The 22,758-nt window shown below is 66.3% G+C and carries 21 protein-coding genes, 1 tRNA gene and 2 pseudogenes; 14 read left to right on the forward strand and 10 right to left on the reverse strand.

The window, feature by feature from the left end; translation table 11 throughout:
* Positions 1-709, reverse strand: a pseudogene (locus A5645_RS17010) (hypothetical protein); the annotation flags it as partial.
* A 188-nt stretch (positions 710-897) separates the two neighbouring features.
* Entirely contained in the window at positions 898-1,482 is a 585-nt protein-coding gene (locus A5645_RS17015; protein ID WP_065130408.1) for a M15 family metallopeptidase, read from the reverse strand.
* Positions 1,483-1,661: 179 nt separating this feature from the next.
* Here A5645_RS17015 and A5645_RS17020 point away from each other — a divergent pair, with 179 nt between their 5' ends.
* Positions 1,662-2,147, forward strand: a complete 486-nt coding sequence (locus A5645_RS17020; protein WP_065130409.1) for a DUF456 domain-containing protein — start codon at positions 1,662-1,664, stop codon at positions 2,145-2,147.
* Positions 2,148-2,511: 364 nt separating this feature from the next.
* On the opposite strand, the gene A5645_RS17025 is transcribed toward A5645_RS17020, so the two are convergent.
* Positions 2,512-5,862: a metallopeptidase domain-containing protein gene (locus A5645_RS17025; RefSeq protein WP_155768049.1), complete on the reverse strand. Its 3,351-nt coding sequence runs from the start codon at positions 5,860-5,862 to the stop codon at positions 2,512-2,514.
* Positions 5,863-6,171: 309 nt separating this feature from the next.
* Positions 6,172-6,531: a DUF2599 domain-containing protein gene (locus A5645_RS17030; protein WP_231123231.1), complete on the reverse strand. Its 360-nt coding sequence runs from the start codon at positions 6,529-6,531 to the stop codon at positions 6,172-6,174.
* 238 nt (positions 6,532-6,769) lie between these two features.
* On the opposite strand from A5645_RS17030, the gene A5645_RS27830 reads away from it, so the two are divergent.
* Together A5645_RS27830 and A5645_RS17040 are read left to right on the forward strand one after the other, a co-directional pair.
* Positions 6,770-6,895: a hypothetical protein gene (locus A5645_RS27830; protein ID WP_301336994.1), complete on the forward strand. Its 126-nt coding sequence runs from the start codon at positions 6,770-6,772 to the stop codon at positions 6,893-6,895.
* A gap of 488 nt (positions 6,896-7,383) precedes the next feature.
* A complete protein-coding gene (locus A5645_RS17040) occupies positions 7,384-8,289 on the forward strand; it encodes an alpha/beta hydrolase (protein ID WP_081288402.1) in 906 nt (301 codons plus the stop codon).
* Between the two features lie 336 nt (positions 8,290-8,625).
* Here the strand turns inward: A5645_RS17040 and A5645_RS17045 are convergent.
* Positions 8,626-8,699, reverse strand: a tRNA-Gly gene (locus tag A5645_RS17045).
* Positions 8,700-9,221: 522 nt separating this feature from the next.
* Here A5645_RS17045 and A5645_RS17050 point away from each other — a divergent pair.
* The 5 genes from A5645_RS17050 to A5645_RS17070 all read left to right on the forward strand — a co-directional run bounded on the left by A5645_RS17050 (position 9,222) and on the right by A5645_RS17070 (position 15,208).
* Complete coding sequence (locus A5645_RS17050) at positions 9,222-9,875, forward strand: VldE C-terminal domain-containing protein (protein WP_065036822.1); 654 nt, start codon at positions 9,222-9,224, stop codon at positions 9,873-9,875.
* A gap of 36 nt (positions 9,876-9,911) precedes the next feature.
* Complete coding sequence (dcd, locus tag A5645_RS17055) at positions 9,912-10,484, forward strand: dCTP deaminase (protein ID WP_065036823.1); 573 nt, start codon at positions 9,912-9,914, stop codon at positions 10,482-10,484.
* An 89-nt stretch (positions 10,485-10,573) separates the two neighbouring features.
* The gene (locus A5645_RS28780) at positions 10,574-12,196 is read left to right on the forward strand and encodes a DUF7159 family protein (protein WP_065130413.1); all 1,623 of its coding nucleotides are present in this window, start codon (positions 10,574-10,576) and stop codon (positions 12,194-12,196) included.
* A gap of 179 nt (positions 12,197-12,375) precedes the next feature.
* A complete protein-coding gene (locus A5645_RS17065; RefSeq protein ID WP_253867026.1) occupies positions 12,376-13,803 on the forward strand; it encodes a DUF7159 family protein in 1,428 nt (475 codons plus the stop codon).
* A 73-nt stretch (positions 13,804-13,876) separates the two neighbouring features.
* Complete coding sequence (locus tag A5645_RS17070) at positions 13,877-15,208, forward strand: UDP-glucose dehydrogenase family protein (RefSeq protein ID WP_065130414.1); 1,332 nt, start codon at positions 13,877-13,879, stop codon at positions 15,206-15,208.
* On the opposite strand, the gene A5645_RS17075 is transcribed toward A5645_RS17070, so the two are convergent.
* From A5645_RS17075 to A5645_RS17085, 3 genes are read right to left on the reverse strand one after another with little or no spacing between them, the layout of a single operon-like run.
* Positions 15,198-16,973, reverse strand: coding sequence for an N-acyl-D-amino-acid deacylase family protein (locus tag A5645_RS17075; protein ID WP_065130421.1), 1,776 nt, complete (start codon positions 16,971-16,973; stop codon positions 15,198-15,200). The two genes, A5645_RS17070 and A5645_RS17075, sit on opposite strands and share 11 nt — an antisense overlap.
* Before the next feature lie 55 nt (positions 16,974-17,028).
* Positions 17,029-17,640, reverse strand: coding sequence for a TetR/AcrR family transcriptional regulator (locus A5645_RS17080; RefSeq protein WP_065036826.1), 612 nt, complete (start codon positions 17,638-17,640; stop codon positions 17,029-17,031).
* A 41-nt stretch (positions 17,641-17,681) separates the two neighbouring features.
* Positions 17,682-18,134: a PaaI family thioesterase gene (locus tag A5645_RS17085; RefSeq protein WP_081288400.1), complete on the reverse strand. Its 453-nt coding sequence runs from the start codon at positions 18,132-18,134 to the stop codon at positions 17,682-17,684.
* A 73-nt stretch (positions 18,135-18,207) separates the two neighbouring features.
* On the opposite strand from A5645_RS17085, the gene A5645_RS17090 reads away from it, so the two are divergent.
* Positions 18,208-18,549, forward strand: a complete 342-nt coding sequence (locus A5645_RS17090) for a hypothetical protein (RefSeq protein WP_065130415.1) — start codon at positions 18,208-18,210, stop codon at positions 18,547-18,549.
* A gap of 4 nt (positions 18,550-18,553) precedes the next feature.
* Here the strand turns inward: A5645_RS17090 and A5645_RS17095 are convergent, their stop codons facing one another.
* A complete protein-coding gene (locus tag A5645_RS17095; protein WP_065130416.1) occupies positions 18,554-19,042 on the reverse strand; it encodes a winged helix-turn-helix transcriptional regulator in 489 nt (162 codons plus the stop codon).
* A 92-nt stretch (positions 19,043-19,134) separates the two neighbouring features.
* Here A5645_RS17095 and A5645_RS17100 point away from each other — a divergent pair, with 92 nt between their 5' ends.
* Genes A5645_RS17100 through rfbA form a run of 5 tightly spaced genes read left to right on the forward strand, consistent with a single transcriptional unit; the run spans position 19,135 to position 22,333 of the window.
* Positions 19,135-19,836 (forward strand): SDR family oxidoreductase, encoded by a 702-nt coding sequence (locus tag A5645_RS17100; protein ID WP_065130417.1) that lies wholly within the window; start codon positions 19,135-19,137, stop codon positions 19,834-19,836.
* Between the two features lie 25 nt (positions 19,837-19,861).
* A complete protein-coding gene (locus A5645_RS17105) occupies positions 19,862-20,287 on the forward strand; it encodes a tautomerase family protein (RefSeq protein WP_065130418.1) in 426 nt (141 codons plus the stop codon).
* Positions 20,288-20,309: 22 nt separating this feature from the next.
* Complete coding sequence (locus A5645_RS17110; protein ID WP_065130419.1) at positions 20,310-21,065, forward strand: maleylpyruvate isomerase family mycothiol-dependent enzyme; 756 nt, start codon at positions 20,310-20,312, stop codon at positions 21,063-21,065.
* Between the two features lie 11 nt (positions 21,066-21,076).
* A complete protein-coding gene (locus A5645_RS17115) occupies positions 21,077-21,451 on the forward strand; it encodes a nuclear transport factor 2 family protein (RefSeq protein ID WP_065036840.1) in 375 nt (124 codons plus the stop codon).
* 15 nt (positions 21,452-21,466) lie between these two features.
* The gene (gene rfbA / locus A5645_RS17120; RefSeq protein WP_065036832.1) at positions 21,467-22,333 is read left to right on the forward strand and encodes a glucose-1-phosphate thymidylyltransferase RfbA; all 867 of its coding nucleotides are present in this window, start codon (positions 21,467-21,469) and stop codon (positions 22,331-22,333) included.
* A gap of 7 nt (positions 22,334-22,340) precedes the next feature.
* On the opposite strand, the pseudogene A5645_RS28195 reads toward rfbA, so the two are convergent.
* Positions 22,341-22,758: pseudogene (locus tag A5645_RS28195) on the reverse strand (hypothetical protein); the annotation flags it as partial.

Genomic DNA, 22,758 nt, shown 5'->3' on the forward strand with positions numbered 1-22,758 from the left:
CGACGTTGTTGAGTGCCATCCAGAGCGCCGCCACCGCGGCAGGCAACGACGGCATCACCATGACCATCACCTCGGGCAGGGCGGCTCTGGCGGCAACGCGTTCGAGACCGTCTTCGGCGATGGTGGTCGCGGTGGTGACGGCGGCCAAGGCGGAGTTGGGGGCCAGGCCGGAGTGGGTGGCGCCGGTGGTGCCGGATCCACCGTCGGGGCAAGCGGAGCAAAGGGAGTTGGCGGCACCGGAGGAACCGGCGGCAACGGCGGCAGCGGCGGAACAGTTTTTACCGAGCTCGGTAACCCGGGTGGCGGCGGCAATGGCGGTCGCGGCGGAGATGGCGCCGCCGGTGGTGGTGCTGGCGGCAGAGGTGGTAGCGGCGGCAGTGGCGCGAGCACAGGCCAACCCAGTATCAGGGGAGGCAACGGAGGCAACGGAGGCAATGGGGGCAACGGCTTCGGTGCCGCCGGTGGCGATGGCGGCAAGGGTGGCTCTGGGGGCGATAGTGGCCCGGGCGCCTTTCAGACGCCGCCCGCGAGCGGCGGCGACGGTGGCAACGGCGGAAACGGCGGAACCGGTATATACGGAGGGGTTACCGTGCCAGGCGGTGACGGTGTCGGCGGCGCTCCCGGAGGCGCCCCGGTCGGCGATAGCGGCGGTCAGGGCGGCGCCGGTGGCGCCGGCGGGACAGGGGGCTCGTTCGGTTAACTTCGGCACCACACCGCCCTGACAAGCCGACGATCGCGCCGAGGCGCAACCTGGTGCTGCCGGACCCCCAATTCGCGCGTACTGCTAGCGCCGCCCGGAGCTGTCCGCGTACGAGCCTAAAGCGGCTTTGGTGGCGGGTGCATGGGAATGACGTCCATCGTCGACAAGCTTCGGACGCCACACCGGTCTGAATTCATCTATCCGGACGCGTTGGGCAGCAGTGCTGGGCAGTTTCCGGCCGCGTCCGCGGCCAATTCGAAGTGCCACAACTCGTTGGCGTAGATCTGACACAGCCCAAAGCGCGCGCCATTGGCGATGAGCCACTGATCGGCGCCCACACCGCCGACGTCCACCGCTTCCCCTACTACGTGTCGGGATGCTGCAGGTGTCTGCACATATTGCCGCGCCACCGCCAAGCTGCCGTAGGTCTGCACGGCCTCATCGAGAAGCCGCTGTTGGAACGCCGGTGACCGCCAGCCCGAGGTGATGGTCATGGTGATGCCGTCGTTGCCTGCCGCGGTGGCGGCGCTCTGGATGGCACTCAACAACGTCGGATCAAGGCGTCCGATCGCCGGGTTCTGCACGTCGAAAGGCGTCAGCGGACGTCCATCGGGCAATGACCCGTCGCCTGGGTCGAAGGCTGGGTCCAGCGGGACGCTGCGGTCGGCGAGGGTGATCGTTGCCGAGGGATCGTGCGCAGCGGGTGGGCAGAACGACAGGGCGGCAGCCGCGACGGCTACCACCGCGAATCGCCCAACCCAGCTTGCTGTCCGTGTTCTCACGTCGGCCCACCATAGTTACCTCTCCAAGCGGGAATCAGCTTGGGCCGTTCCCAGCGCGGCATCATATTCCGGCGTTTGCAGGGCTGATCTTGGCCGGAGTCGTGCGTGGAAACGGATGCGCTGGCTGGAGGCTTCTGCGCGCGGGTTTACCTTCCACGCCACAGAGATACGTTGGCACCATGAGTGTTGCCGGCATCGTCCTCGTCGCACTCGCGATCGCCGTCGGAGTCATCGGCATCGTGGTGCCGCTATTGCCAGGCACGCTGCTGGTGTTCCTCGCGATCGCGGTGTGGGCCGTCGTCGAGAACAACATCACCGCGTGGGTGACGCTCGGCGTGGTGGCCGCGCTGCTCGGCGTGGCGACGTTGATCAAATACGCCTGGCCCGTGAAGCGGATGCGGGCCGCCGACGTGCGCACGCTGAGTTTGGCGGCCGGCGCGGGACTGGGCATCATCGGTTTCGTCGTAATTCCGGTGATCGGCCTGCTGATCGGCTTCGTGTCGGGCGTCTATTTGGCGGAGCTGGCCGGCCGCGGAGACCAGCGGCTGGCGTGGACCTCGACGAAGCACGCCGTGAAAGGAGTCATGCTGTCGACGGGTGTGGAGCTGGCTGGAGCACTACTCGCCACGGTCGCGTGGGCGCTCGGGGTGTACCTGACCCAGTAGGCGCCTGGCTGGAAGCGTTGTACCCCTAATGGTTTCAACGACGCTTTCGTAGAGCCGATGACGGGAATGGAACCCAGGTATTCCGTTTGGGAAGCTAGTTGCACGTCCGGTAAGTGACGGCTGCAGACGCGGGGACCGTTACGGGACCGCGTGCTGGTCGCGGTTCAGCACCCGGTGAAGCCGGATGGCTCGCGCTCGCCGCTAGACCGAATGCGTCTGCCGTCCGAGCAGGAGTTCGAGATTTCTAGATGATGGCTTGGTAGCTACGCACGGTGCGCAACGAGGTCAAGGCGGGGCCCCAGCCCCGCGACACATTGTTGCCGCGGGACCTGTTCAAACGGCTGCACGCCGTGCGGGTTTTTGGTCAGAGCAAGGACTGCGGAGTCGTTACTGCCGTGATGTAAGTGTTGTCGCCCGGGCGCCCCAACGTGAAAGATGTGGGACGGCCATTTCGTAGGTCTTGCAGGGTGTTTCGAGGAATCGGTGTGCTCCCGCGACCGTTGCTGATCTGCCCGTGACTGACTGCCACGCGGGCGGGATCATCGTCCGGCCACGCCGCGAGATTGAACTGGCCGGATGGCACCGGTTCCCAGACGCCGCCGCGGAGGGCTGCCACACGTGCGAAGACCACCTCCTCATCGTGGCCGGCCTCGTCGATGAGTACACGGCGGCCGGTCCGCAACGTCAGTCCGCACCCGAACACGCGGCGCGGCGATCCGCACTCGGTGTCCTCCGGCAACAACGACGACACGACAACCAGGTGGTGTTCATGGCTGAGGATCCACTCCAGGTTGCGCTCGAAATCGTTGCCGTGAACCGGGTCTCCGGCCAGGCTCTCGTAGGCAACTGGGATTGCCCTGGTTTCACCCGGCGCTAGCTGCAGCCAGGCGTGACCCAGATAGATCCGATACCACGGTGTGTCCTGGTGCACATCGAAAAGGTAAGTCGCATTGCGGGCCAACGTGTTTGTTGCAGTGGCTGCCGTGCTGAGCCGGTCCGACGGTGACCCGAAGCCCACCGCTTTGGTGCCGAAGTTCGATTGGGCCCAGTTGTCGAAGACGACGATCTCGTCCGCATCGGGGTGCGCCGGATCGTGGTAGCGGTCGATGTCTACCCTTACGCAGAAATGTTGTGCTTCGACATGGTCGTCACCGACCGGCACCGATGCCGGCAGAGGCCACGGCACTTGCAGTGTGGTCCGTCCTCGAGCAGGAACGTTGAAGACCGGTGGGTCGTCGAGGTCGCGCCAGTCGCCGGGTGTCAAGGTCCACGGCAACCACTTCACGTGAATCTGCGTCTGGGTGGCATCGAGTGAGCCGACGTTGTGCACGGTGATCTTGATGATGTTGGTTGCGCCCTTGACGACCACCGGCATCGTCAATCCCAGAGGACCGATGAGGCTGATGTCCGGGCTCTTGAAATTGCCTTTGCCCGGGGCCGGGTGCACCAGCAACTGGGGCCGGTGCGCCTCAAGGTAATCGACGACTACTTTCGCCGAGTCGTTGTCCGGCGATCGGATCGAGTCCAGTCGCAAGACGAAGTCGTGCATTCGCTGGGGGTTGGTGACGTCGCTGTCGGTGTAGTCCTGGCCGTCGGAGTCGAGCACCGGCCCGTCGCCGTCGGCGTCGTTGGGTAGGGCCAAGATTGGCGGACGGGCCACATCTCCGCCGCGGAATCGGAGATCGGTTCCGGCGATGAGCTCGGTGCTGCCGGGATCGACGGCGGGATCGAGCTCCTGGTCACCGATCTGGCCCGATTGCTCGCGACGGTATTCGAACAGATAACTCCAATCGTCGCTGATCGGCACCTCGATACCCGCCGCCCGGCCCCCCGTCGGGCCGCCCGCGTCGATGGTTTCGACGGCCTGCAGCACCACATTGCCCCCGGCGGGATTGGCAGTGAAATCGAAGCGGCGCAGCCAGTTTCGATCGATCCAACCCAGGGCGATCCGGTTGGCGAGCGAGAAGTGCGGCAACTTCTGAGACGAGCCCATGAGATCGACGGCGCCGACGGCCCGCTCGTTCACCTCGGCGGGGTAGTCGCCATCAGCGTCGTACAGGTCGTCCAAACCCAGGTTGTGACCGACCTCGTGGCAGAGCGTGCGCGTGACGTTCTTGTTCGGCGCGGCAGCCGGGAACGCATCGGTGACGAACGTGACCGGCCGCTGGAACTGAGTGAATGTGAACGACGTGTCGGGGTTGGTGACCTTGCGCCAGAAGCTCACCGACGGGTTGGCGTGACCCCACACGTACTTCGTCGGCAGATCGGGGTTGCCGGCGCCCATCGGGATCGGATCGTCGGAGCCCGAACGCACCACGATCACAAAGGAATCGGCGAGCGATATCTGCGCCGCACCGCCCGGCATATCGGCGAAGAAGGTGCTCACCGCACCGGCCATCTCGATCTTGCCCTCTGGGGTGGACTGCCAGCCGTTGTTGACGCCGCCCCTCTTCTTGAAGACATCGCCCCAGCCGCGGTTGACCGAAATTGGACCGAAGACTTGATCGCCGACCAGCTTGACGGTCATGCCGTGGGTGTTGGCGACGTAGGCTGACACTTCCTCGTAGTAGTGACGTAACGACTCGCCGTCACCGATTACGCGTTGTTTCCATTCGTCGCGCGTGGCGTTTTCGCCGTCGCCGTAGTCCCGGTCCTTCAGGAAGAGCAGGACGACCAGGACACGCCACTCGCGTGGTGCGGGGAAGCGGTAGCCCGCCACCCCGCCGGTACCGCCCCAGTTCATCAGTGTCGCCCCCACGTCACCGGTGATCGCGATGGGCGGCCCCGAAACGTCGTCGGGCCACAGCGTCGTCACGCGGAAGCGTCGGACCGCGAGCGTGCTGCCGTCGGCCACGCTGAGTGCCTCGACGTGGAATTCACCGGCCAAGAAGCCCGCGAGTAACATCACCGACTCGGTGCCATCCGGATTCGGCGACTCGACGCCGAGCGAAATGGCGCCCGCGCCAACGCCTTCCCGCACCGTATAGGTCACGTCGCCGACGGCGAGCCCCGCCGCGGGTAGGTCGACAAGTAACCGCGCGTATCCGGTAACCGCGAGCGGCCCGAGCGGGACAGTGATCGGCACCTGCCCGTCGTCGATCTCCCATTCGACCGCGTGCAGATCCGCACCGGAGGCGATCAGGACCAATGACTCCCAGCGTGTCAAGCCATCGACGCGTCCGGGAAGCGGTTCCACTGCCGCTTCGGCCCCCTGCCAGTAGGTGAGCGTGTCGTTGCCCGGTGACGCGGGATCGGATCGGGTGGCGAACACGGCCAGCGCACCGGCGGCCGGCGCGCTGGTGAAGTGGTCGTACGCTTCGGTGGTGACGGTGTCCACGGCGCCGTTGTCGAGCCCGATCGTCGTCAGCGTTCGGGACCCGTCGGCCAACACCGACAGCACGAGCACGCTGCGCCGGTCGGTATCGATGACCATGCTCCGCGCTCCGTCCAGGTCGGTGGCGACCACGCTGATGTTGCCGGTCTTCAGGTCGCACTGCAGAAGCTGCGGCAACAACTGGCCGTCGGATGATGCGTCCGAAAGCACAAGCAGTGAACCGGAATCCGGGTGTTCGTCGAGACCGAGAACGGGAGTGGGCAGCTGGGCCAGCAGCCGCGCATGCTGGCGGTCTGCCGTATCGCGCGCGACGACGAGGATGGCACCACTGGACTCGGCGACAGCCAGACGCAGGCCGTCCGTTAACGACACGACCCCCACTGGGCCGGTGTAACCGGCGCCGAGATTGACGAGCCTGCCGTCGAACAAGCGGACGGCGACCAATCGACCGTCAGTGGCGGCGGCGTAGACGCTATTGCGGGACTCTACGAACCGTAGGCTGTCCGGAACCAGTGCGACGCCAGTTGAAATCGTTCGTCGGTACATTGGCCAATCCCCCTGACGCGATGAGCCGTCCCCGCCTTCAATTAGTGAAGCAGGATTTGAGGCTGAAACAAGACCGAGATTGACGTGGCGCTGCAGTGGCCTGGTGCGCGAATTGAATTGGGGCCTACCTGCAGCAACAAGCGGTCAGTAAGACTCCTCGTTCCCGCCGGGGTTGCAGCGGGACGCGATCATGGTGATGTCGCCGACCAGTGGACGCCACGGCTCCAGGTTCCAGCTGGTCTTGCCTGGCTTGCCGAACTCGGCAAACCGCCAGTGGCAGGCGAACTGCTCGCGCATCCCCGGACTGTCGGCGTCGGGAACCAGCCTGAGTACCTCGGCCCACGCTCGACCGGGTCCGATTAGACGCGACAACACTCGACGTCCCGCGGCTGTCGGATACACCCGTAAGCTGGGCCGGCCCCCCGACGTAGCCCATTCGGCGTGGTCGACGTAACCGCCACCAGGCCCGGCTTCAACCGGCTGTGCGGCCGTCGCCAACGCCATCACGACGGGAAGCTCGTCCGCATTTTCCATAACGCCCAGCACGCCGAACTCCAATGCGCCCACCAGGCTGCAGACGATCGCCGCCAAGCCGATCCACACCCACTTGACGAACCCATCCCACCTGCGGGGTGCCGCAGCGGGTGGTTCGGTGAGTGCCAGGACGGTCATGAGTCTCTCTGCTGTCGAGTCGGAAATTGTCGATGGCAGAGGTTGGCAAGCACGGCTTGAGGATTTCTTGGTGTCCTTTTGGCACGACCTCTACACAGACGCCGTGAAAGGAGTCATGTGGTCGACGGGTGTGGAGCTGGCTGGCGCACTACTCGCCACCGTCGCGTGGGCGCTCGGGGTGCACCTGACCGGGTAGGCGCGTCGCTGAGAGCGTTGAACTCCGAATGCTTGGTAAGGTCTGGCCAGCAAACGGGCTCTGCGTGGCATCAGACGTTATGTTCCCGTACCCGCTTGACGAATGAGTTCCGGTAAGTGCTAAACAGCAAAGCTGGGCTTTAGGCCCAGCTTGCTTCCGGCACAGGGGTGATGGGCGCCGTTCGACGCATCCTGGCGCGGCTTGCGGGGACGATCGTGCGGTGTGGCGTACGCGCCGTGGTCTTCGCCCGGTCGCGGGCGGTTGGCAAGGGGTGCGCAGGATTGATCCTGCGCGGGCGATCGCGAAGTAAGGCCGTCGTGGCGACGGCTGCTGACCTAGCGGGCTTGGCACCGCTCTTCGTTTGCGAATGACACGGAAGGGCCGCGTCGCGCCGTGTTGGCTGCCATCATCGCAGGCATGTTCGTCTTGTTGGGAGTTGTCAACGACATCGAAAACGGTCTGCATGATCTCGACGAGACTTGCCGGCGGTGAGCTCGTTCACGTCGGGACCTGATGTGGACCCTGCCTTGCGGACCGTGGCCAGAGTTCTGCCCAGGGGGTTCGGGCTCGACCGTGGGCTCGCGGTGCCGCGTGCGGCGATGACGTTGTTGGGACGCATCAACGCCGTTCGTGACGTGCCGGTGGTGGCGGTTGATGCTGATGTGAGTGTGCGCCTGCATCGTCCGGCACGCCTGGCTGATCCCGCCCCTGCGTTGCTGTGGATCCACGGCGGTGGGTTTGTGTTGGGTAGCGCGCGACAGGAAGACGGCTTCTGCCGCAGGCTGTCTCATCTAGCTAACGTCGCGGTTGCGGCCGTCGACTTCAGGTTGCCGCCCGAACACCCATACCCCACTCCGCTAGAAGACAGCTACGCGGCGCTGCGGTGGTTGGCGCAGCAGCCGTGGGTAGATTCGTCACGGGTCGCGATCGGCGGTCTCAGCTCCGGTGGTGGGCTGGCCGCGGCGTTGGCGTTTCTGGCCCGCGATCGCGGCGAGATCCAGCCGGCCTTTCAATTGCTGTCCCAGGCCAACCTCGATGACCGCACCGGGAGTAAAGCCACGGGTCGCCGTCGCTTGATCTGGTCGGAGGCGGACAACCGCAAAGCGTGGCGGTGGTATCTGGGTGATGCGGACCCCGCGGTCGCAAGCCCGGCGCGGCGCACCGACCTCGCCGGGCTGGCACCGGCCTGGATCGGCACCGGCTCGTTGGACTTGCTTCATGACGAGGCTGTCGAGTACGGCAGGCGCTTGAATGAGGCGGGCACGCCCTGCCACGTCGAGATTGCGGTGGGCGCCTTCCACACTTTTGATGTGATCGTGCCGGACGCGCCGGTCTCGTTGACATTCTTCGCCAGCCAATGTGATCAGCTGCGGGCCGCGCTGGCTAGCGGCTAAAAGGCAAGGGAAGCAAAATGATTCAGCCTCAACAACATCAGGGCTGCGCCGAAGCCGGGGTGGGGCACACCGCGGTTGTGTGTCTGTAGCTCGTATTCCCCATAGGACTTCTTGAGTGCGTGACTTCTCGCCAGAACTTGCCCTCATCAACGCCGTAATGGTCGAACAGTGGCTTCTGCATATAGCCGCGGGTAAGCGCCCGGTCGAAGGCCCAAATGAAGGCAATGATGGTTTGGGTTACGAGGGACGGCAGCAGCTATGCGACTTCCAGCCGTACAGAGTCTCAGGTGGTAGTCGAGGTTTTGTCGAATGGCAGACCTCTGAGCTGCTGTTATGTGGAGCCGATGACGGGAATCGAACCCGCGTATTCAGCTTGGGAAGCTGATGTTCTGCCATTGAACTACATCGGCGCGGTTGCTCAGAAAGGCTAGCATCGGCTGCCTGTGTGGGGAGCGGGAACCTCCCAGCCGTTTCGCGGGTTCGCTGGCCCGATTTGAGGGGTCGAGGCGGTGACGTGATCGAAATAACTGGAGTGCCGCCGCGAGCCGCGAGCAGGACCCCGAACTCGCTGCCGAGCCGGCGCCCGGCGGGCCACCAATCCCGGTTGCCGCCCGGATGCTGCGTTGCCGACGCAGCCTGCCGGGCGCCACCGCCATCGCTCGCAGAGTTGAGTGCGAATCCCGCATCATTCCAATGATTTTGGCGCTCACGGCCCGCTCTGGCGGCCACCGTCGGGACGCGGCCGACACGGGTCCGCATTACGCCGGAGGGGCCGGCTGTAAGGTGGAAATGGCGGGTTGATCGACCGCCTAAAGCATGCGGAATGACGAATGCGTAATCTGGACAACCATTACCCATTCGCGCAATGACAAGCGTGAGATTGTCACGTTTACCCTTTCGTTATCATTTTTAACCTCGTATTGTGACCATCCGTGGGCAGGCACGCGTTAGCTAGGAAGAGGCGGAAAGCCCCAGCGGTGCTGGGTGCAGCCATAGCCTCGGGGGCCGTGTTCTTCGCCGTCGGCGGTGACATCCATTCCACCGTCGGACGGAGCGAGCAGAAGGTAGCCGCTGGGGGTCCGTGGGGCATTGAGCTCGCCACCACAGAGGCGGCGCCGCAAATCGACACTTCTCGCTTGAAATTCAACCTCGAAGAGGTGGCGCCGGCGTCGCGCTCTCGGGCGGGCCTCGTCGGGATCCGGTCGTTCCCCGTCGGCGTCGCGCCGGAGGCCGGCCTACAGGTCCGCACCATCCTGGTGGCGCGCGCGATCAGCGCACTGTTTCCCGAAATCCACCAGATCGGCGGCGTCCGGCCGGACGCGCTCCGGTGGCATCCGGACGGTCTCGCGGTCGACGTGATGATCCCCGACCCCAGCTCGGACGCAGGCATCGAACTCGGCAACGCGATCGTCACATTCGTCATGCAGAACGCGGACCAATTCGGCATCCAGGACGCCATCTGGCGCGGCACTTACTACACGCCCGGCGGCGGCGCTCAATCCGGCGGCTATGGCCACTACGACCATGTCCACGTCACCACCACCGGTGGTGGATACCCGAGCAGCGACGACATCTTCGTCCGCTGACCCAGCGCGCGCCCGTACGGCAGATACGCTCGTCGGGTGCTGCTCTCCGATCGCGACCTCAGGGCCGAAATCGCCGCGGGCCGGTTGGGCCTCGAACCGTTCGACGACTCCCTGGTTCAGCCGTCCAGCATCGACGTCCGGCTCGACTCGCTGTTCCGCGTCTTCAACAACACCCGCTACACCCACATCGACCCGGCGAAGCAGCAGGACGAGCTGACCAGCCTGGTCGAGCCCGAACCGGGTGAGCCATTCGTGCTGCACCCCGGTGAATTCGTCCTCGGCTCGACACTGGAGGTCTGCAGCCTGCCCGATGACTTGGCCGGACGACTCGAGGGCAAGTCGTCGCTCGGCCGGCTGGGGCTGCTGACGCACTCGACCGCCGGGTTCATCGATCCGGGTTTCAACGGCCACATCACGCTGGAACTCTCCAACGTCGCCAACCTGCCGATCACGCTCTGGCCTGGGATGAAGATCGGCCAGCTGTGCATCCTGCGCCTGACCAGCCCGGCCGAGCATCCCTACGGCAGTTCCCGCGCGGGCTCGAAGTACCAGGGCCAGCGGGGGCCGACACCGTCGCGGTCGTACCAAAACTTCATACGGATCACCTAGGCGTCGCACAGTTTTCGCGCGCACAATGGGGGTCGCGCAACACTGGGGATTGTTGTGCGGTGCTTGGGGCAAAGCTTTTGGGAGGGGCTATGGACGTCGTGCTGGGAGTGTCGATGGCGCCCAGGGATGTCCGTATGGCGCTGGTCGAGGGCGAAGACGCCGACGGCGTCATTGTTGACGAAGACAGCTTCCGCCTGCCCGGTGACGCCGAGGCCACGTCGGCCTCGGACCGGGTGGTCGAAGCGATCCTGGGCACCCGGGAGGGCGCCGTCGACGCGGGCCTGCGGCTGTCGTCGATCGGCGTGAGTTGGACCGATCAGATGCAGGCCGCCGCGCTGCGCCAAGCGCTGGCCGCCCGCAAGGTCGAGAACGTCATGCTGGTCTCCGCGTTTCTGGCCTCGGTGGCGATGGCCCAGGCCGTCGGCGAGTCCATCGGCTACCGCCGGACCGGTGTGCTATTTATCGAGCCCGACAGCGCCACCTTGGCCGTGGTCAACACCACCGACGGGTCGATGTGCGATGTGCTGCGGCGAACGCTGGCCGATGACGACGACACAGCAGTGGCGGAGCTGACCGAGTTGGTGTCGGGCGCCGAGACCATGACTGCCCGACCTGACGGCCTCTATGTGGTCGGTTCCGGTGTCGACGTGCCGATGATCAAGCCGGTGCTGGAGGCGGCCACGTCGCTGACGGTGAACATGCCCGAAGAGCCCGAGATGGCGCTGGCCCGCGGTGCGGCGTTGGCATCGGGAAGCGCGCCGCTGTTCGCTTCGTCCACCGCCGCCCTGGCGTATGCGCAGGATCCTGAGGACCGAGCCGCCACCGATCTGGCTTACAGCGCGGTGCCGGACGAGGACGACGCTGAGCGGGCCGAGCGGCGCAGGCCGGCGCTGCTGGTGGGCAGTGGGTTGGCAGTGGTAGCCATCGCGGCCGTGGTCGCGCTGGAGGTCGCACTGGCGATCAACATCCGCCCGACCGTTGCACTGCAGCCCAGGCCGAATGAGAACCATCTGGTCGCGCCCGCCGCGCCGCCACCCGCGCCCACCCAGGTTGCCGCGCCGCAGCCCAAGATCGACCTGCCGGGCCCAGCGGTGCCACGCGCCGTGCCGCCGCAACCGGCGCCGGCGCCCGCGGCGCCCGTCGTGCCCGCCCCAGAACTGCCCGCGCCGCGGTTGCCCGAGCCGGTCGCGGCCCCGCCCGTGGTACCCATCGTGGTGCCGCCCCTGCAGATCCCCGGCCCCGACTCGCTGCTGCGGCCACCGGTGATCCAGGTCCCGCGCCAGCAACCCCAGCTGCCTGCGCCCCAGCTCCCGGTGCCGGCCGTGCCGCCGCGGGTGGTCAACCCGGTTCCGCAGCCACCGGTGATTCAGGCGCCCAACCCCAGCCGGGGACCGTTCGGCGGTGGCCGCGGTCCGTTCGGCGGCGGCGGCGGTCCGGCCGAACGCGGGCCGGTCGGCGGCGGCGGCCCGTTCGGTGGTGGTGGTCCGGCGGATCGTGGGCCGTTCGGTGGCGGTCGCGGACCGTTCGGTGGCGGACCGGGCGGCGGCTTCGGCGGTGGTCACGGTCCGTTCGGGGGAGGCGGTGGCGGTCACGGTCCCTTTGGTGGTGGCGGTGGCGGTTTCGGTGGCGGTCACGGTCCGTTCGGGGGAGGCGGTGGCGGCTTCGGCGGCGGCCATGGCGGCTTCGGCGGCGGTGGCCACGGTCACAGGTAGTGGTAACCGCCGCCAACCAGTGATGGCCCAGCTGGTCGATTTGCGAAATCGCTTGTGTTGCTTTGATGCAGCACGCCGGTGAGTTCACTTACACAACGAACTCAAAGGGAATGTTGCCCCACGTCTGGGTACGTTGTAGTTAACGGGTTGGGGAATCCAGGTAACCGATTGGGGGAGTAGTGGACACCGTCCTTGGCGTGTCGATGGCGCCCGCGGCCGTCCGGATGGTGCTGGTAGAGGGCGAAAACGGCGACGGCGTCGTGGTCGACGAAGAGAAGTTCGACCTTGCCGCAGAACCCCAAACAGCCTCGACCGAGGCGGCCGAGCAGGTGATCTCTGCAATCCTCGGCACCCGCGAAGGCGCGGCCGAAGGCGGTTACCAGCTGGCCTCGACCGGTGTGACCTGGCACGACCCCGCTCAGGCCGCCGCGCTCCGCGACGCGCTGGCCACCCGCAAGGTCGAAAACGTCATGCTGGTCTCGGCGTTCCTGGCCGCTGCTGCGCTGGCCCACTCGGTCGGCAACGAGACGAACTACGCGCAGACGGCCCTGCTGTTCATCGAGCCGGACACCGCGACGCTGGCCGTGGTGGACAGCGCCGACGGGTCGATCGCCGACATCCACCGCCAGCCCTTGGCCGCTGACGACGACGCGGCTGTTGCGCAACTGGCCTCGCTGGTTTCGGAAGCGGAAGCGCTGCAGACGCGCCCAGACGCCGTATTCGTCGTCGGCTCCGGGGTTGACGTCCCCATGATCAAGCCGGCTCTTGAGGCCGCGACCACGCTGCCGGTGACCGCGCCGGAAGAGCCGGAAACCGCGCTCGCCTGGGGTGCGGCGCTGGCCTCGGCGAACACGCCGTTGTTGTCGTCATCCACCGCGGCGCAGGCCTGGGCGCAGGATCCCGGCACCGGCGCCTACACGCCGCTCGCACTTGACCCGGTCCACTTCGAAAACGTGGAGTCCGGCCTGGCTTACAGCGCCGTGGACAGCGCCGAAAGCGCGGACAGCGCCGATGAGCAGGAGGACCGGAAGCCGTTCGCCCTGCTGGGCAGCATCCTGCTATCGATCTTCGTGATCGGGGTGGCTTCGCTGGTTGTCTCGTTGGCGGTCAGCATCCGGCACACGTCCAGCACCCGGCCCGATCCCGGCCAGGCCATCGTGGTGCCCACCGAGCAGGTGCCCCAGGCGCCGGCTCCGGCGCCGCAAGCGCCCGCGCCGGTTCCCGAGCAAGCCCCCGCGCCCGTTCCCGAGCAGGCTCCCGCGCCGGCGCCCGTGCAGGTTCCACAGGCGCCGGTGAACGCGCCGCAAGCGCCGGTCGAGGTCCCGCAGGCCCCCGCGCCGGTACCGGTGCCGGAGGCGCCGGCCCCGGTGCCCGTCGCGCCCGCCCCTGTTCCGGTTCCCGTCCCGGTGCCGTTGCCCCCGATCTTCACTCCGCAGCTGCCCTCGCTGGACCCGCCGGGTCGAGGAGGCGGCGGCAAGCCGCCCAACATCGGCAAGCCGCCCGGCCCCAAGGGGCCCGGCGGTGGTCCCGGCAAGGGCGGCAAAGGCGGTCGCGGGGGTGGCGGCGGCCGGGGTGGCTTCAACATCCCCGGCATCCCCGGCATCTGATTTCGCCGGGTAGCCGTCTGCCGTTCAGCGTCGCGATGCGGATCGCTCATCGCGGCCACCTACACACGGTGGTATGCGCTGCACCGTCTTTGGTACCGGCTACCTGGGCGCCACCCACGCCGTGGGCATGGCCGAGCTGGGCCACGAGGTCGTCGGAGTCGACATCGACCCGGGCAAAGTCGCCAAGCTCGCCGGTGGCGACATTCCCTTCTACGAGCCCGGCCTGCGAAAGCTGTTGACCGCCAACCTCGCTGCGGGACGGCTGCGCTTCACCACCGACTACGACATGGCGGCCGAGTTCGCCGACGTCCACTTTCTCGGTGTCGGCACACCGCAGAAGAAGGGTGAATACGGTGCCGACCTGCGGCATGTGCACGCCGTCATCGACGCCCTGGTACCCCGGCTGACGAGGCCGTCGGTCCTAGTCGGCAAGTCGACGGTCCCGGTCGGCACCGCCGCCGAACTGGCCCGGCGGGCCGCCGCGCTGGCGCCGCCGGGCGTCGACGTCGAGATCGCCTGGAACCCCGAATTCCTGCGAGAGGGTTACGCGGTGCACGACACCTTGAACCCGGACCGCATTGTGCTTGGGGTGCAAGAGGATTCGTTGCGGGCTGAAGCTGCGGTGCGCGAGGTGTACGGCCGCTTGCTAGCCGCGGAGGTGCCTTTCCTGGTGACCGATCTGCAGACCGCGGAATTGGTCAAGGTCTCTGCCAACGCCTTTCTGGCAACCAAGATTTCGTTCATCAACGCCATCTCCGAGGTGTGCGAGGCCGCCGGAGCCGATGTCAGCGTGCTGGCCGACGCACTGGGATACGACCCCCGCATCGGACGCCAGTGCCTCAATGCGGGCTTGGGGTTCGGCGGCGGCTGCCTGCCCAAGGACATCCGCGCATTCATGGCCCGGGCCGGTGAACTGGGAGCCGATCAGGCGCTGACCTTCCTCCGCGAAGTGGACAGCATCAACATGCGACGCCGCAGCCGGATGGTCGAACTGGCCACCGCTGCCTGTGGCGGCTCGCTGTTGGGCGCCAACATCGCGGTGCTCGGCGCGGCCTTCAAGCCCGAATCCGACGACGTACGCGACTCGCCCGCATTGAACGTGGCAGGTCAACTGCAGCTCAACGGGGCCGCGGTCAACGTGTACGACCCGAAGGCCCTGGACAACGCGAACCGGCTGTTTCCCACCCTGAACTACGCGGTCTCGGTGGCGGAGGCTTGCGAGCGCGCCGACGCCGTCCTGGTGCTGACCGAATGGCGCGAGTTCGTCGAACTCAACCCCGATGCCCTCGCCAGCCACGTGCGGGCCAGGGTGGTCGTCGATGGACGCAACTGCCTCGACGTGGCGAAGTGGGAGGGCGCGGGTTGGCGCGTGTTCCGGCTGGGTGCGCGACGACCTACACGCTGACCGGGACGGGCACGTTGCGCGGTTGGGCGTCGGCGCGCAGGAATCCGCCGGTGCGCTCGCGTCCGAGGATTTCGGTGGGTCTGCCGTCCCGGAAAACTTCGCGCCCGGAGACGAACACCGACTTCACCGTCTCGTCGTTCCGATTCACCATCCGTGAAAGCCCGTCGTAGACATCGATTTTCGCTTCGTGGTAGGAGTCCAGCGACTCGTCGAGGCGTTCGGGATCGATGACCACCAGATCAGCCCAGTCGCCCACCCGCAGATGGCCGGCGTCGATCCCGTACCAGTCGGCGAGCTCACCGGTCAGCCGGTGTACCGCCTGCTCGACGGATAGAAATGGCCGGCCTTCGTTCGCGGCGTCGCGGACGTGGCGGAGCAGTCGCAGCCCGGAGTTGTAGAACGCCATGTTGCGCAGGTGCGCCCCCGCGTCCGAGAAGCCGATCTGCAGACCCTTCATCTGGGCCAGCCGTCGCAGCATCTCCGGCCGGTGGTTGGAAATCGTTGTGCGCCAGCGGATCGCGGTTCCGTGCTCGAGCACCAGGTCGAGGAACGCGTCGACTGGGTGCAAGCCGCCGCGCTCCACTCCGACCTGACCGAACGACTTGCCGACCACCGATTCGTCGGGGCAGGAGACGATCTCGGCGTCGAAGAAATCCCGGTGCCAGGCGCGGGGACCGAACTTGCTGTCGTAGTCCTTGCGGAATTGCCTGCGGTAGTTCTCGTCCCGCAGCAACTCGTTGCGCTGGACCTCGTCCTTGAGATGCAACGCCGCCGCTCCGGCGCCGAATTCCTCGAACACCACCAGGTCGATCCCGTCGGCGTACACCTCGAACGGCACGGGTAGATGCTGGAAGCGGAAGTCGCCGCCGAACCGGTTGACGAATGCCGCCAGCCCGCTGGTCAGCCAGATGGTCCCCGGTGCCGACTTCATATCGGCCGCGGCCAGTAGGCTGGTTTTCAGCAGCGGCCGACGGATACCGAGCGACTGCAGCGCCTGGGAGACGATGTTCTGCGGGTGGGAGATGTCGGGACCGGACTGCAGCGCACGGCCGGCCCGACGCAACAATGTTTTCAGCCGAGTCAATTCCCGGCGCTTGGCGTACGTCGAGGGCAGCGTTCGCGACCGGCACGTGTCGCCGTCGATCTTGTCGAAAAGCAGCTGCTGCGAGGACATTCCGATAAACCCGGCATCCAGCGCCTCGGTCAGCATCCGCTCCATCCGGGCCAGCTCGGCCGTGGTGGGCCGGACGTCTTCACGGGTGGCGCGGTCGAGGCCCATCACCGCGGTCCGCATGTCCGAGTGGCCGATGAACGCCGTTACGTTCGGTCCGAGTGGCAACGATTCCAACGCCTCGATGTACTCCTGCGCGTTGTTCCATGTCTTGCGCTCACCGACGATGCGCACCACGTGCTCGTGCGGAATGGCCTCCACCCGGCCGAACAGGTCAGCGGCCTCGCCGGCGTCGACGTGCACGGTGGACAGCGAGCAAGACCCCATCACTATCGTGGTCACGCCGTGCCGTAGCGACTCCGACAGCGTGGGCGCCGCCAGCACTTCGGCGTCGTAGTGGGTGTGGATGTCGATGATGCCGGGGATCACCCACTTGCCCTCGGCGTCAATCACATTCGGGCAGCCTTCCGTGTCCAGCGGTGTCGGCGACACGGCGGCCACCCGCCCATCGCGAATGCCGATGTTGCGGATCGCCGAGGGCCCTCCGGTGCCGTCGAACCACCTGCCGTTTTCAACCACTGTGTCGAATGTCAATGCCATCACCTCACTTGACTGGACAGCTTACCTAAATCGTCAAACCGCCGGTGCATCACACCCGATGGCTGGCGATCTCGGCCATCAGGACCGGCGCCACCCAACGTCGCAGATAGGCGCGCAGCACTTCACCGGTGCGCGGCGGGCGGCCCGGGTCGATCATGAAGGACTGCAGAATTCGCAGCGTATATTCCGCCAAATCATCGAGGTCAGCGTCGGTGAGGCCGAGAGATGTCCAGTCGACGTCCAGACCGGCCAGCAACCCGTGGCCGAACCTGATCCCCAGCTCCGAGGTCACACCCGTGGATGCCTTCGCGAAATCGTGCACCAACATCAGCTGCACGTGTTTGTCGTCCGGCAACCACTCCAGGGTGAACGCCAGGCTTTCAACGAGCGCGTCCACGGGATCGGTCATGCCGGCCAAATGCGCGGCCAGCCTGTCCAGGAACCGCATGCTGGATCGAGTCGCGGCCGCCTCGATGAGGGTGTTCGTGCCCGGGAAGTAGTTATAGACGGTCTGCCGCGAGACCCCCAGGCTTCGAGCCACGTCGGCGATCCGCATGTCTCCGCCACGTTCGTCGATGGCCTGGCTCGCGGCATCGAGAATCCGTTCGATCGCCTCTTCGTCGGTCGCGGGCTTGGCACCGCCCCACCCATGGGTGCGCATGCCTGAGACGTTACGGCCTCGGGGGGCTTTGGTGAACACGCCTAACGCGCGCGCCACCGCTTCCAGACGGCGTGACCCGTGGCGCGGGTCTTGTCGGCGTAAACCAGCTCGGCGTCGCAGACGATCTCGGCCTCGGAGGATTTGACGATGACCGCTTTCAGCTCGATCTCGTTGTCCAGCGAGCTGGGGCGCAGATAGCGGACGTCGATGCCGGCGGTCACGAAGGGTATTAATACCCCGGGCGGGGCCTCCCAGCCTTGTGCCGCAGCCTCATTCATCACACCGGCGGCGGTGTGGCAGTCCAGCAGCGTGGCGATGATGCCTCCGTTGAGGAAACCCATCCCGTTGTCGTGTTCGGGCCAGGGCGCGAACGTCGCCCTGACGTGGCCATCGGCCGGGTAGCTCTTCAGACGAAGGCCGCGCGTGTTCGCCGGACCGCACCCGAAGCAGGTCATGGTCGGGAACAGCCGGTCCTGAATGGCGATCGTGTCCACGGTCGAACAGTATGCGCTCGGTGCGTGGCGATGAAGCAAGAATTTCCCAAGACGTAGGTCGCAGACTTTCGCCATGGCGAAGGTGACCGACCCGCACGGCGTCCAGTGGAAAGTGCGCCGGCAATGGGCCTTCGACTGGGATTTCGAGCTCCTCGACGACGGTGACGAAGTGCTCGGTGTGCTGATGTTTGTCATCTGGCCGTTCTGGTTCGCAGCGCACTGGTTCGGCTTGCGCTGGGTGGTTCTGGTCGAGCGGGGCGGAATCGAGGTGGGTTCGCAGCGAGTGCGCGGTTGGGCGGCGTCGCGCCGCCGGATCGACGAGATTGCTCAATCGGTGGCCGAGGGCACTTGGCAGCCATGGTCGGTTCGCGTTGGTACACCGCTGCCGGGACAGCCCCGGCACTTGGCGAGCTGAGTCGTTACCGGGCCCGTTTGAACCCGGCATTGAACCGGATCTCGATGTCGTCGGGCCCCGGCGCGGAGGCATCTGGCTCGTCGGTCAGGCGCACACGTACCGGGCGGCCCGTGTCGGCGGCCACGAACCGCAGCGGGCCCTGGCCGTTCTGCAGGTGCTTGTCGCCCCACTGCATTAACGACAGGAACACCGGCAGCAGGTCCTGACCCGCCGGGGTCAGCCGGTATTCGTCGCGGACCCGCCTACCCGGTTCCTGGTAGGGCACCCGGGTGAGTATGCCGGCGGTCTCCAGCTGTTTGATCGCCCGGGATACGGCGGGTGCGGAGGCGCCGATCCGCTCCACGAAGTCTTCGAACCGCGTTGTGCCGTAGAAGCATTCACGGACCACAAGAAAGGCTGTCTTGGTGCTGAGCAGGTCGAGCACTTTCGCCATAGAGCACCCGTCGCCGATCGACCACTGCTGTCGATCGCGCAGCTTGTTCTCGAATTCCATGGCCCACCTCACATGACTAACGCTTGCATTACTCAGCCTACAGTGCTTATATCTGGATAACGTAGTCGTTATTCAGGCAGAGGAGCGGTCCGGTGGTTGCGATAAAGAACAAGGTGGTCGTAGTCACGGGTGGCCGGCGCGGGTTGGGTGCGGCCCTGGTCGACGAGGTGCTGGCCCGCGGCGCGCGCAAGGTGTACTCGACGGCCAGGTCGCCCTTCGTCGACGGGCGACCCGCGGTAGTCACCCACGAGCTCGAGGTGCGCTCCGAAGAATCCGTGGCCGCGCTCGCCGAGGTGGCCGGCGATGCCGAGATCGTGATCAACAACGCCGGCGTCCTGATTCCCGACTCCCTGCTGACCGGCAACTTCGAGTCCATCTCGGAAACCTTTGACACCAACGTCTTTGGGCCGCTGCGCGTGACGCGTGCGTTCGCCCCGATCCTGGCGGCCAACGGTGGCGGCGCGGTGGTCAACGTGCACTCGGTGTTGTCCTGGTTGGCCGGCAGCGGAGCCTACGGCGCGTCGAAGGCGGCGATCTGGTCGGTGACGAACTCGCTTCGAGTCGAACTCGCGGCACAACGCACCCAGGTCGTCGGGGTGCATGCCGGGTTCATCGATACCGACATGGTTTCCGCGCTCCCGCTGCAGAAGACGACGCCGGCCGACATTGCCAAGCGCATCGTGGACGGCCTGGAAGCGGGTGCCGTCGAGGTGCTCACCGACGACGTCACCGTCAACGTGAAATCCGTCCTGTCCGGCCCCGTGGAGAATCTCGATTTCTCACTGGCGCAGTAGTCGAATCGATAGAAAAGGAAATGCTATGCCGCTGTGGATGTTTCACCACACGCCAGGGCTGCTCAGCGACGAGCAGAAGCGCGAGCTGTCCGCCCGGATCGCCGATCACTACGAGAAGGCGGGACTGCCGCGCTTCTACGTGATCACTATCTTCAACGAAACCCAGCCCCAGGACTTCTACGTCGGCGGTGAGCCCACCCCGGTAGGTCTGCGCGTCGTCATCGACCACATCGCCCGGCGCGCCGCCGACAAAGCGGATCGCCAGCGGATCGCCCGCTGGATCAACCGGCTGATGACGCCTGTCGTCGAGGCACACCCGGAGTTGCATTGGGAGTTCCACGTCGACGAAACCAGCGAGGACCTCTGGATGATCAACGGCATCACGCCGCCGCCGGGCGGTTCGGACGCGGAAAAGGCCTGGGCGGAAGCCAACGCGGTATCGGCCTACTGAGGCGGCGAGTAGCGTCATCCGGGTGGATTACGCGTCGGCCTATCTCCGGGAAACCCGCGCGTTCGGGGAACTGATCCGCACCGCCGATCAAACGGCGCCGGTCCCGACCTGCCCGGGCTGGACCATCGAGCAACTCTTCCGCCACGTCGGTCGAGGCGACCGGTGGGCCGCGCAGATCGTGCGCGACCGGATGGACAGCTTCCTGGACTTCCGCAGCGTCGAGGCCGGCAAGCCGCCACCCGACCTCGACGACGCGGTCTCCTGGTTGAACGGCGGCGCGCAGCGACTCGTCGACGCGGTCGAACTGACGGGTGTTCAGACGCCGGTATGGACCTTCCTTGGTCCGCGGCCCGCGAACTGGTGGATCCGCCGTCGACTCCACGAGAACGCGGTGCACCGCGCGGACGTCGCCATCGCGCTGGGCGCCGACTTCGCGCTTGACCCCGAGGTGGCGGCCGACGGGATCGAGGAGTTCTTGGAGCGCATCGCGATCCGGGCCGGAGCCGATGGCGGGGAGCTACCGATCGAGGGCGACGACTCGGTGCACCTGCATGCCACCGATCCGGGGCTGGAATCGGCCGGGGAATGGACGATCCGCCTCGACGAGGGCGCGATCACCTGGGCTCACGAGCATGGCAAAGGCACCGTCGCCTTACGCGGTCCGGCCACCGAGTTGTTGCTGACGATGACGCGCCGGGTCCCCATCGGCAACACGGGGATAGCGCTGTTCGGTGACGAGTCCGTATGGCAAAGATGGCTGGATCGCACGCCTCTTTAGACTTGCAGACCATGACCACATCGGAGATCGCCACCGTGCTGGCTTGGCACGACGCTCTCAACAGCTCCGACATCGATACGTTGATCAGTTTATCCAGCGACGACATCGACATCGGTGATGCGCACGGGGCCGCCCAGGGGCATGATGCCCTGCGCAGGTGGGTCGCCTCGCTCACAGCGCGGACCGAACTGGGCCGTATGTATGTGCACGACGGCATCGTGGTCGTCGAACAGAACATCAGCGACCGAAACAAGCCCTTCACAGCGGCAACCGCCGCATCGGCCTTCCGGGTGGTGCGCGACCACGTCACGGCGGTGTTCCGGCACGAGGATCTGGCCTCGGCCTTGGCGGCAACCGAACTGACCGAAGACGACCGGGTCGACTGAGCTTAAGGAGCCGGTATGCGCGGCATCATCTTGGCCGGCGGTTCGGGGACGCGCTTGCACCCGATCACTATGGGTATCAGCAAGCAGCTGCTGCCGGTGTACGACAAGCCCATGGTCTACTACCCGCTGTCCACGCTGATGATGGCGGGCATTCGCGACATCCTGATGATCACGACTCCGCATGACGCGCCCGGGTTCCACCGGCTTCTCGGCGACGGCAGTCAGTTCGGCATCAACCTCAGCTGGGTGACTCAGGAAAGTCCGGACGGTCTGGCGCAGGCTTTTGTCCTTGGCGCCGACCACATCGGCGGTGATTCGGTGGCATTGGTGTTGGGCGACAACATTTTCTATGGCCCTGGCCTCGGCACCAGCCTGAGCCGCTTTCAAACCATCAGCGGCGGAGCGGTTTTCGCCTACTGGGTGGCCAATCCCTCGGCATACGGTGTCGTTGAATTCGATGCCGACGGCATGGCGGTGTCGCTGGAGGAGAAGCCGGAAACTCCGAAGTCTCACTATGCGGTGCCGGGCTTGTACTTCTACGACAACGACGTGGTCGAGATAGCCAAAGGTCTGAAAAAGTCGGCGCGCGGAGAATACGAGATCACCGAGGTCAACCAGATCTACCTGGATAGGGGCCGTCTGTCGGTCGAGGTGATGGCCCGCGGCACGGCCTGGTTGGATACCGGCACATTCGACTCGCTACTGGACGCGTCCGACTTCGTTCGCACGCTGGAACTGCGACAGGGCTTAAAAGTCAGTGTGCCCGAGGAAGTTGCGTGGCGGCGAGGCTGGATCACCGATGAGGAATTGGCGCAGCGGGCCGGTGCGCTGGTGAAGTCCGGGTACGGCGGCTATCTGCTGGATCTGTTGCAGCGCGACTGATTAGCGGTTACCACCGCCCGTCGGGACCCGCGAAGCCAAACAACGCGCCACCGGAGCCGCCGTCGCCAGGTTGGCCGGTATACGGGCCGGTGCCACCGTTGCCGCCGCTGCCGCCGTTGCCGATCAGGATGGCCCCTCCGCCAGCACCGCCCTTTCCGCCGGTGGTTCCTGCCGGTCCCGCGCTGCCGCCGTCGCCGCCGTCGCCTCCGTTGCCGATCGCGCCGGCCTTACCGCCGACGCCCCCATTGCCGCCGAACACGTTGCCCGAGCCGCCGAGCCCGCCCGTCCCGCCGTCACCCCAGAGCTGGCCCGCGTTGCCGCCAGTACCGCCGACGCCGCCGAAGGTGCCGCCGCCAAGGAGGCGGAACAACGTGCCGCCCAGGCCGAGAAGGCCAAGCCGAAGGCCGCCGCGCTGATCGCGATCG

The organism is Mycobacterium asiaticum, assembly GCF_001673635.1.
Lineage (GTDB): Bacteria > Actinomycetota > Actinomycetes > Mycobacteriales > Mycobacteriaceae > Mycobacterium > Mycobacterium asiaticum_C.

Bases quoted from the DNA above. Each gene is read 5' to 3' on its own strand.
- A5645_RS17020 (WP_065130409.1), top strand. From the start codon at position 1,662: ATGAGTGTTGCCGGCATCGTCCTCGTCGCACTCGCGATCGCCGTCGGA.
- A5645_RS17030 (WP_231123231.1), bottom strand. From the start codon at position 6,531: ATGGCGTTGGCGACGGCCGCACAGCCGGTTGAAGCCGGGCCTGGTGGC.
- A5645_RS28780 (WP_065130413.1), top strand. From the start codon at position 10,574: ATGGACGTCGTGCTGGGAGTGTCGATGGCGCCCAGGGATGTCCGTATG.
- A5645_RS17070 (WP_065130414.1), top strand. From the start codon at position 13,877: ATGCGCTGCACCGTCTTTGGTACCGGCTACCTGGGCGCCACCCACGCC.
- A5645_RS17080 (WP_065036826.1), bottom strand. From the start codon at position 17,640: ATGCGCACCCATGGGTGGGGCGGTGCCAAGCCCGCGACCGACGAAGAG.
- A5645_RS17090 (WP_065130415.1), top strand. From the start codon at position 18,208: ATGGCGAAGGTGACCGACCCGCACGGCGTCCAGTGGAAAGTGCGCCGG.
- A5645_RS17095 (WP_065130416.1), bottom strand. From the start codon at position 19,042: ATGGAATTCGAGAACAAGCTGCGCGATCGACAGCAGTGGTCGATCGGC.
- A5645_RS17105 (WP_065130418.1), top strand. From the start codon at position 19,862: ATGCCGCTGTGGATGTTTCACCACACGCCAGGGCTGCTCAGCGACGAG.
- A5645_RS17115 (WP_065036840.1), top strand. From the start codon at position 21,077: ATGACCACATCGGAGATCGCCACCGTGCTGGCTTGGCACGACGCTCTC.
- rfbA (WP_065036832.1), top strand. From the start codon at position 21,467: ATGCGCGGCATCATCTTGGCCGGCGGTTCGGGGACGCGCTTGCACCCG.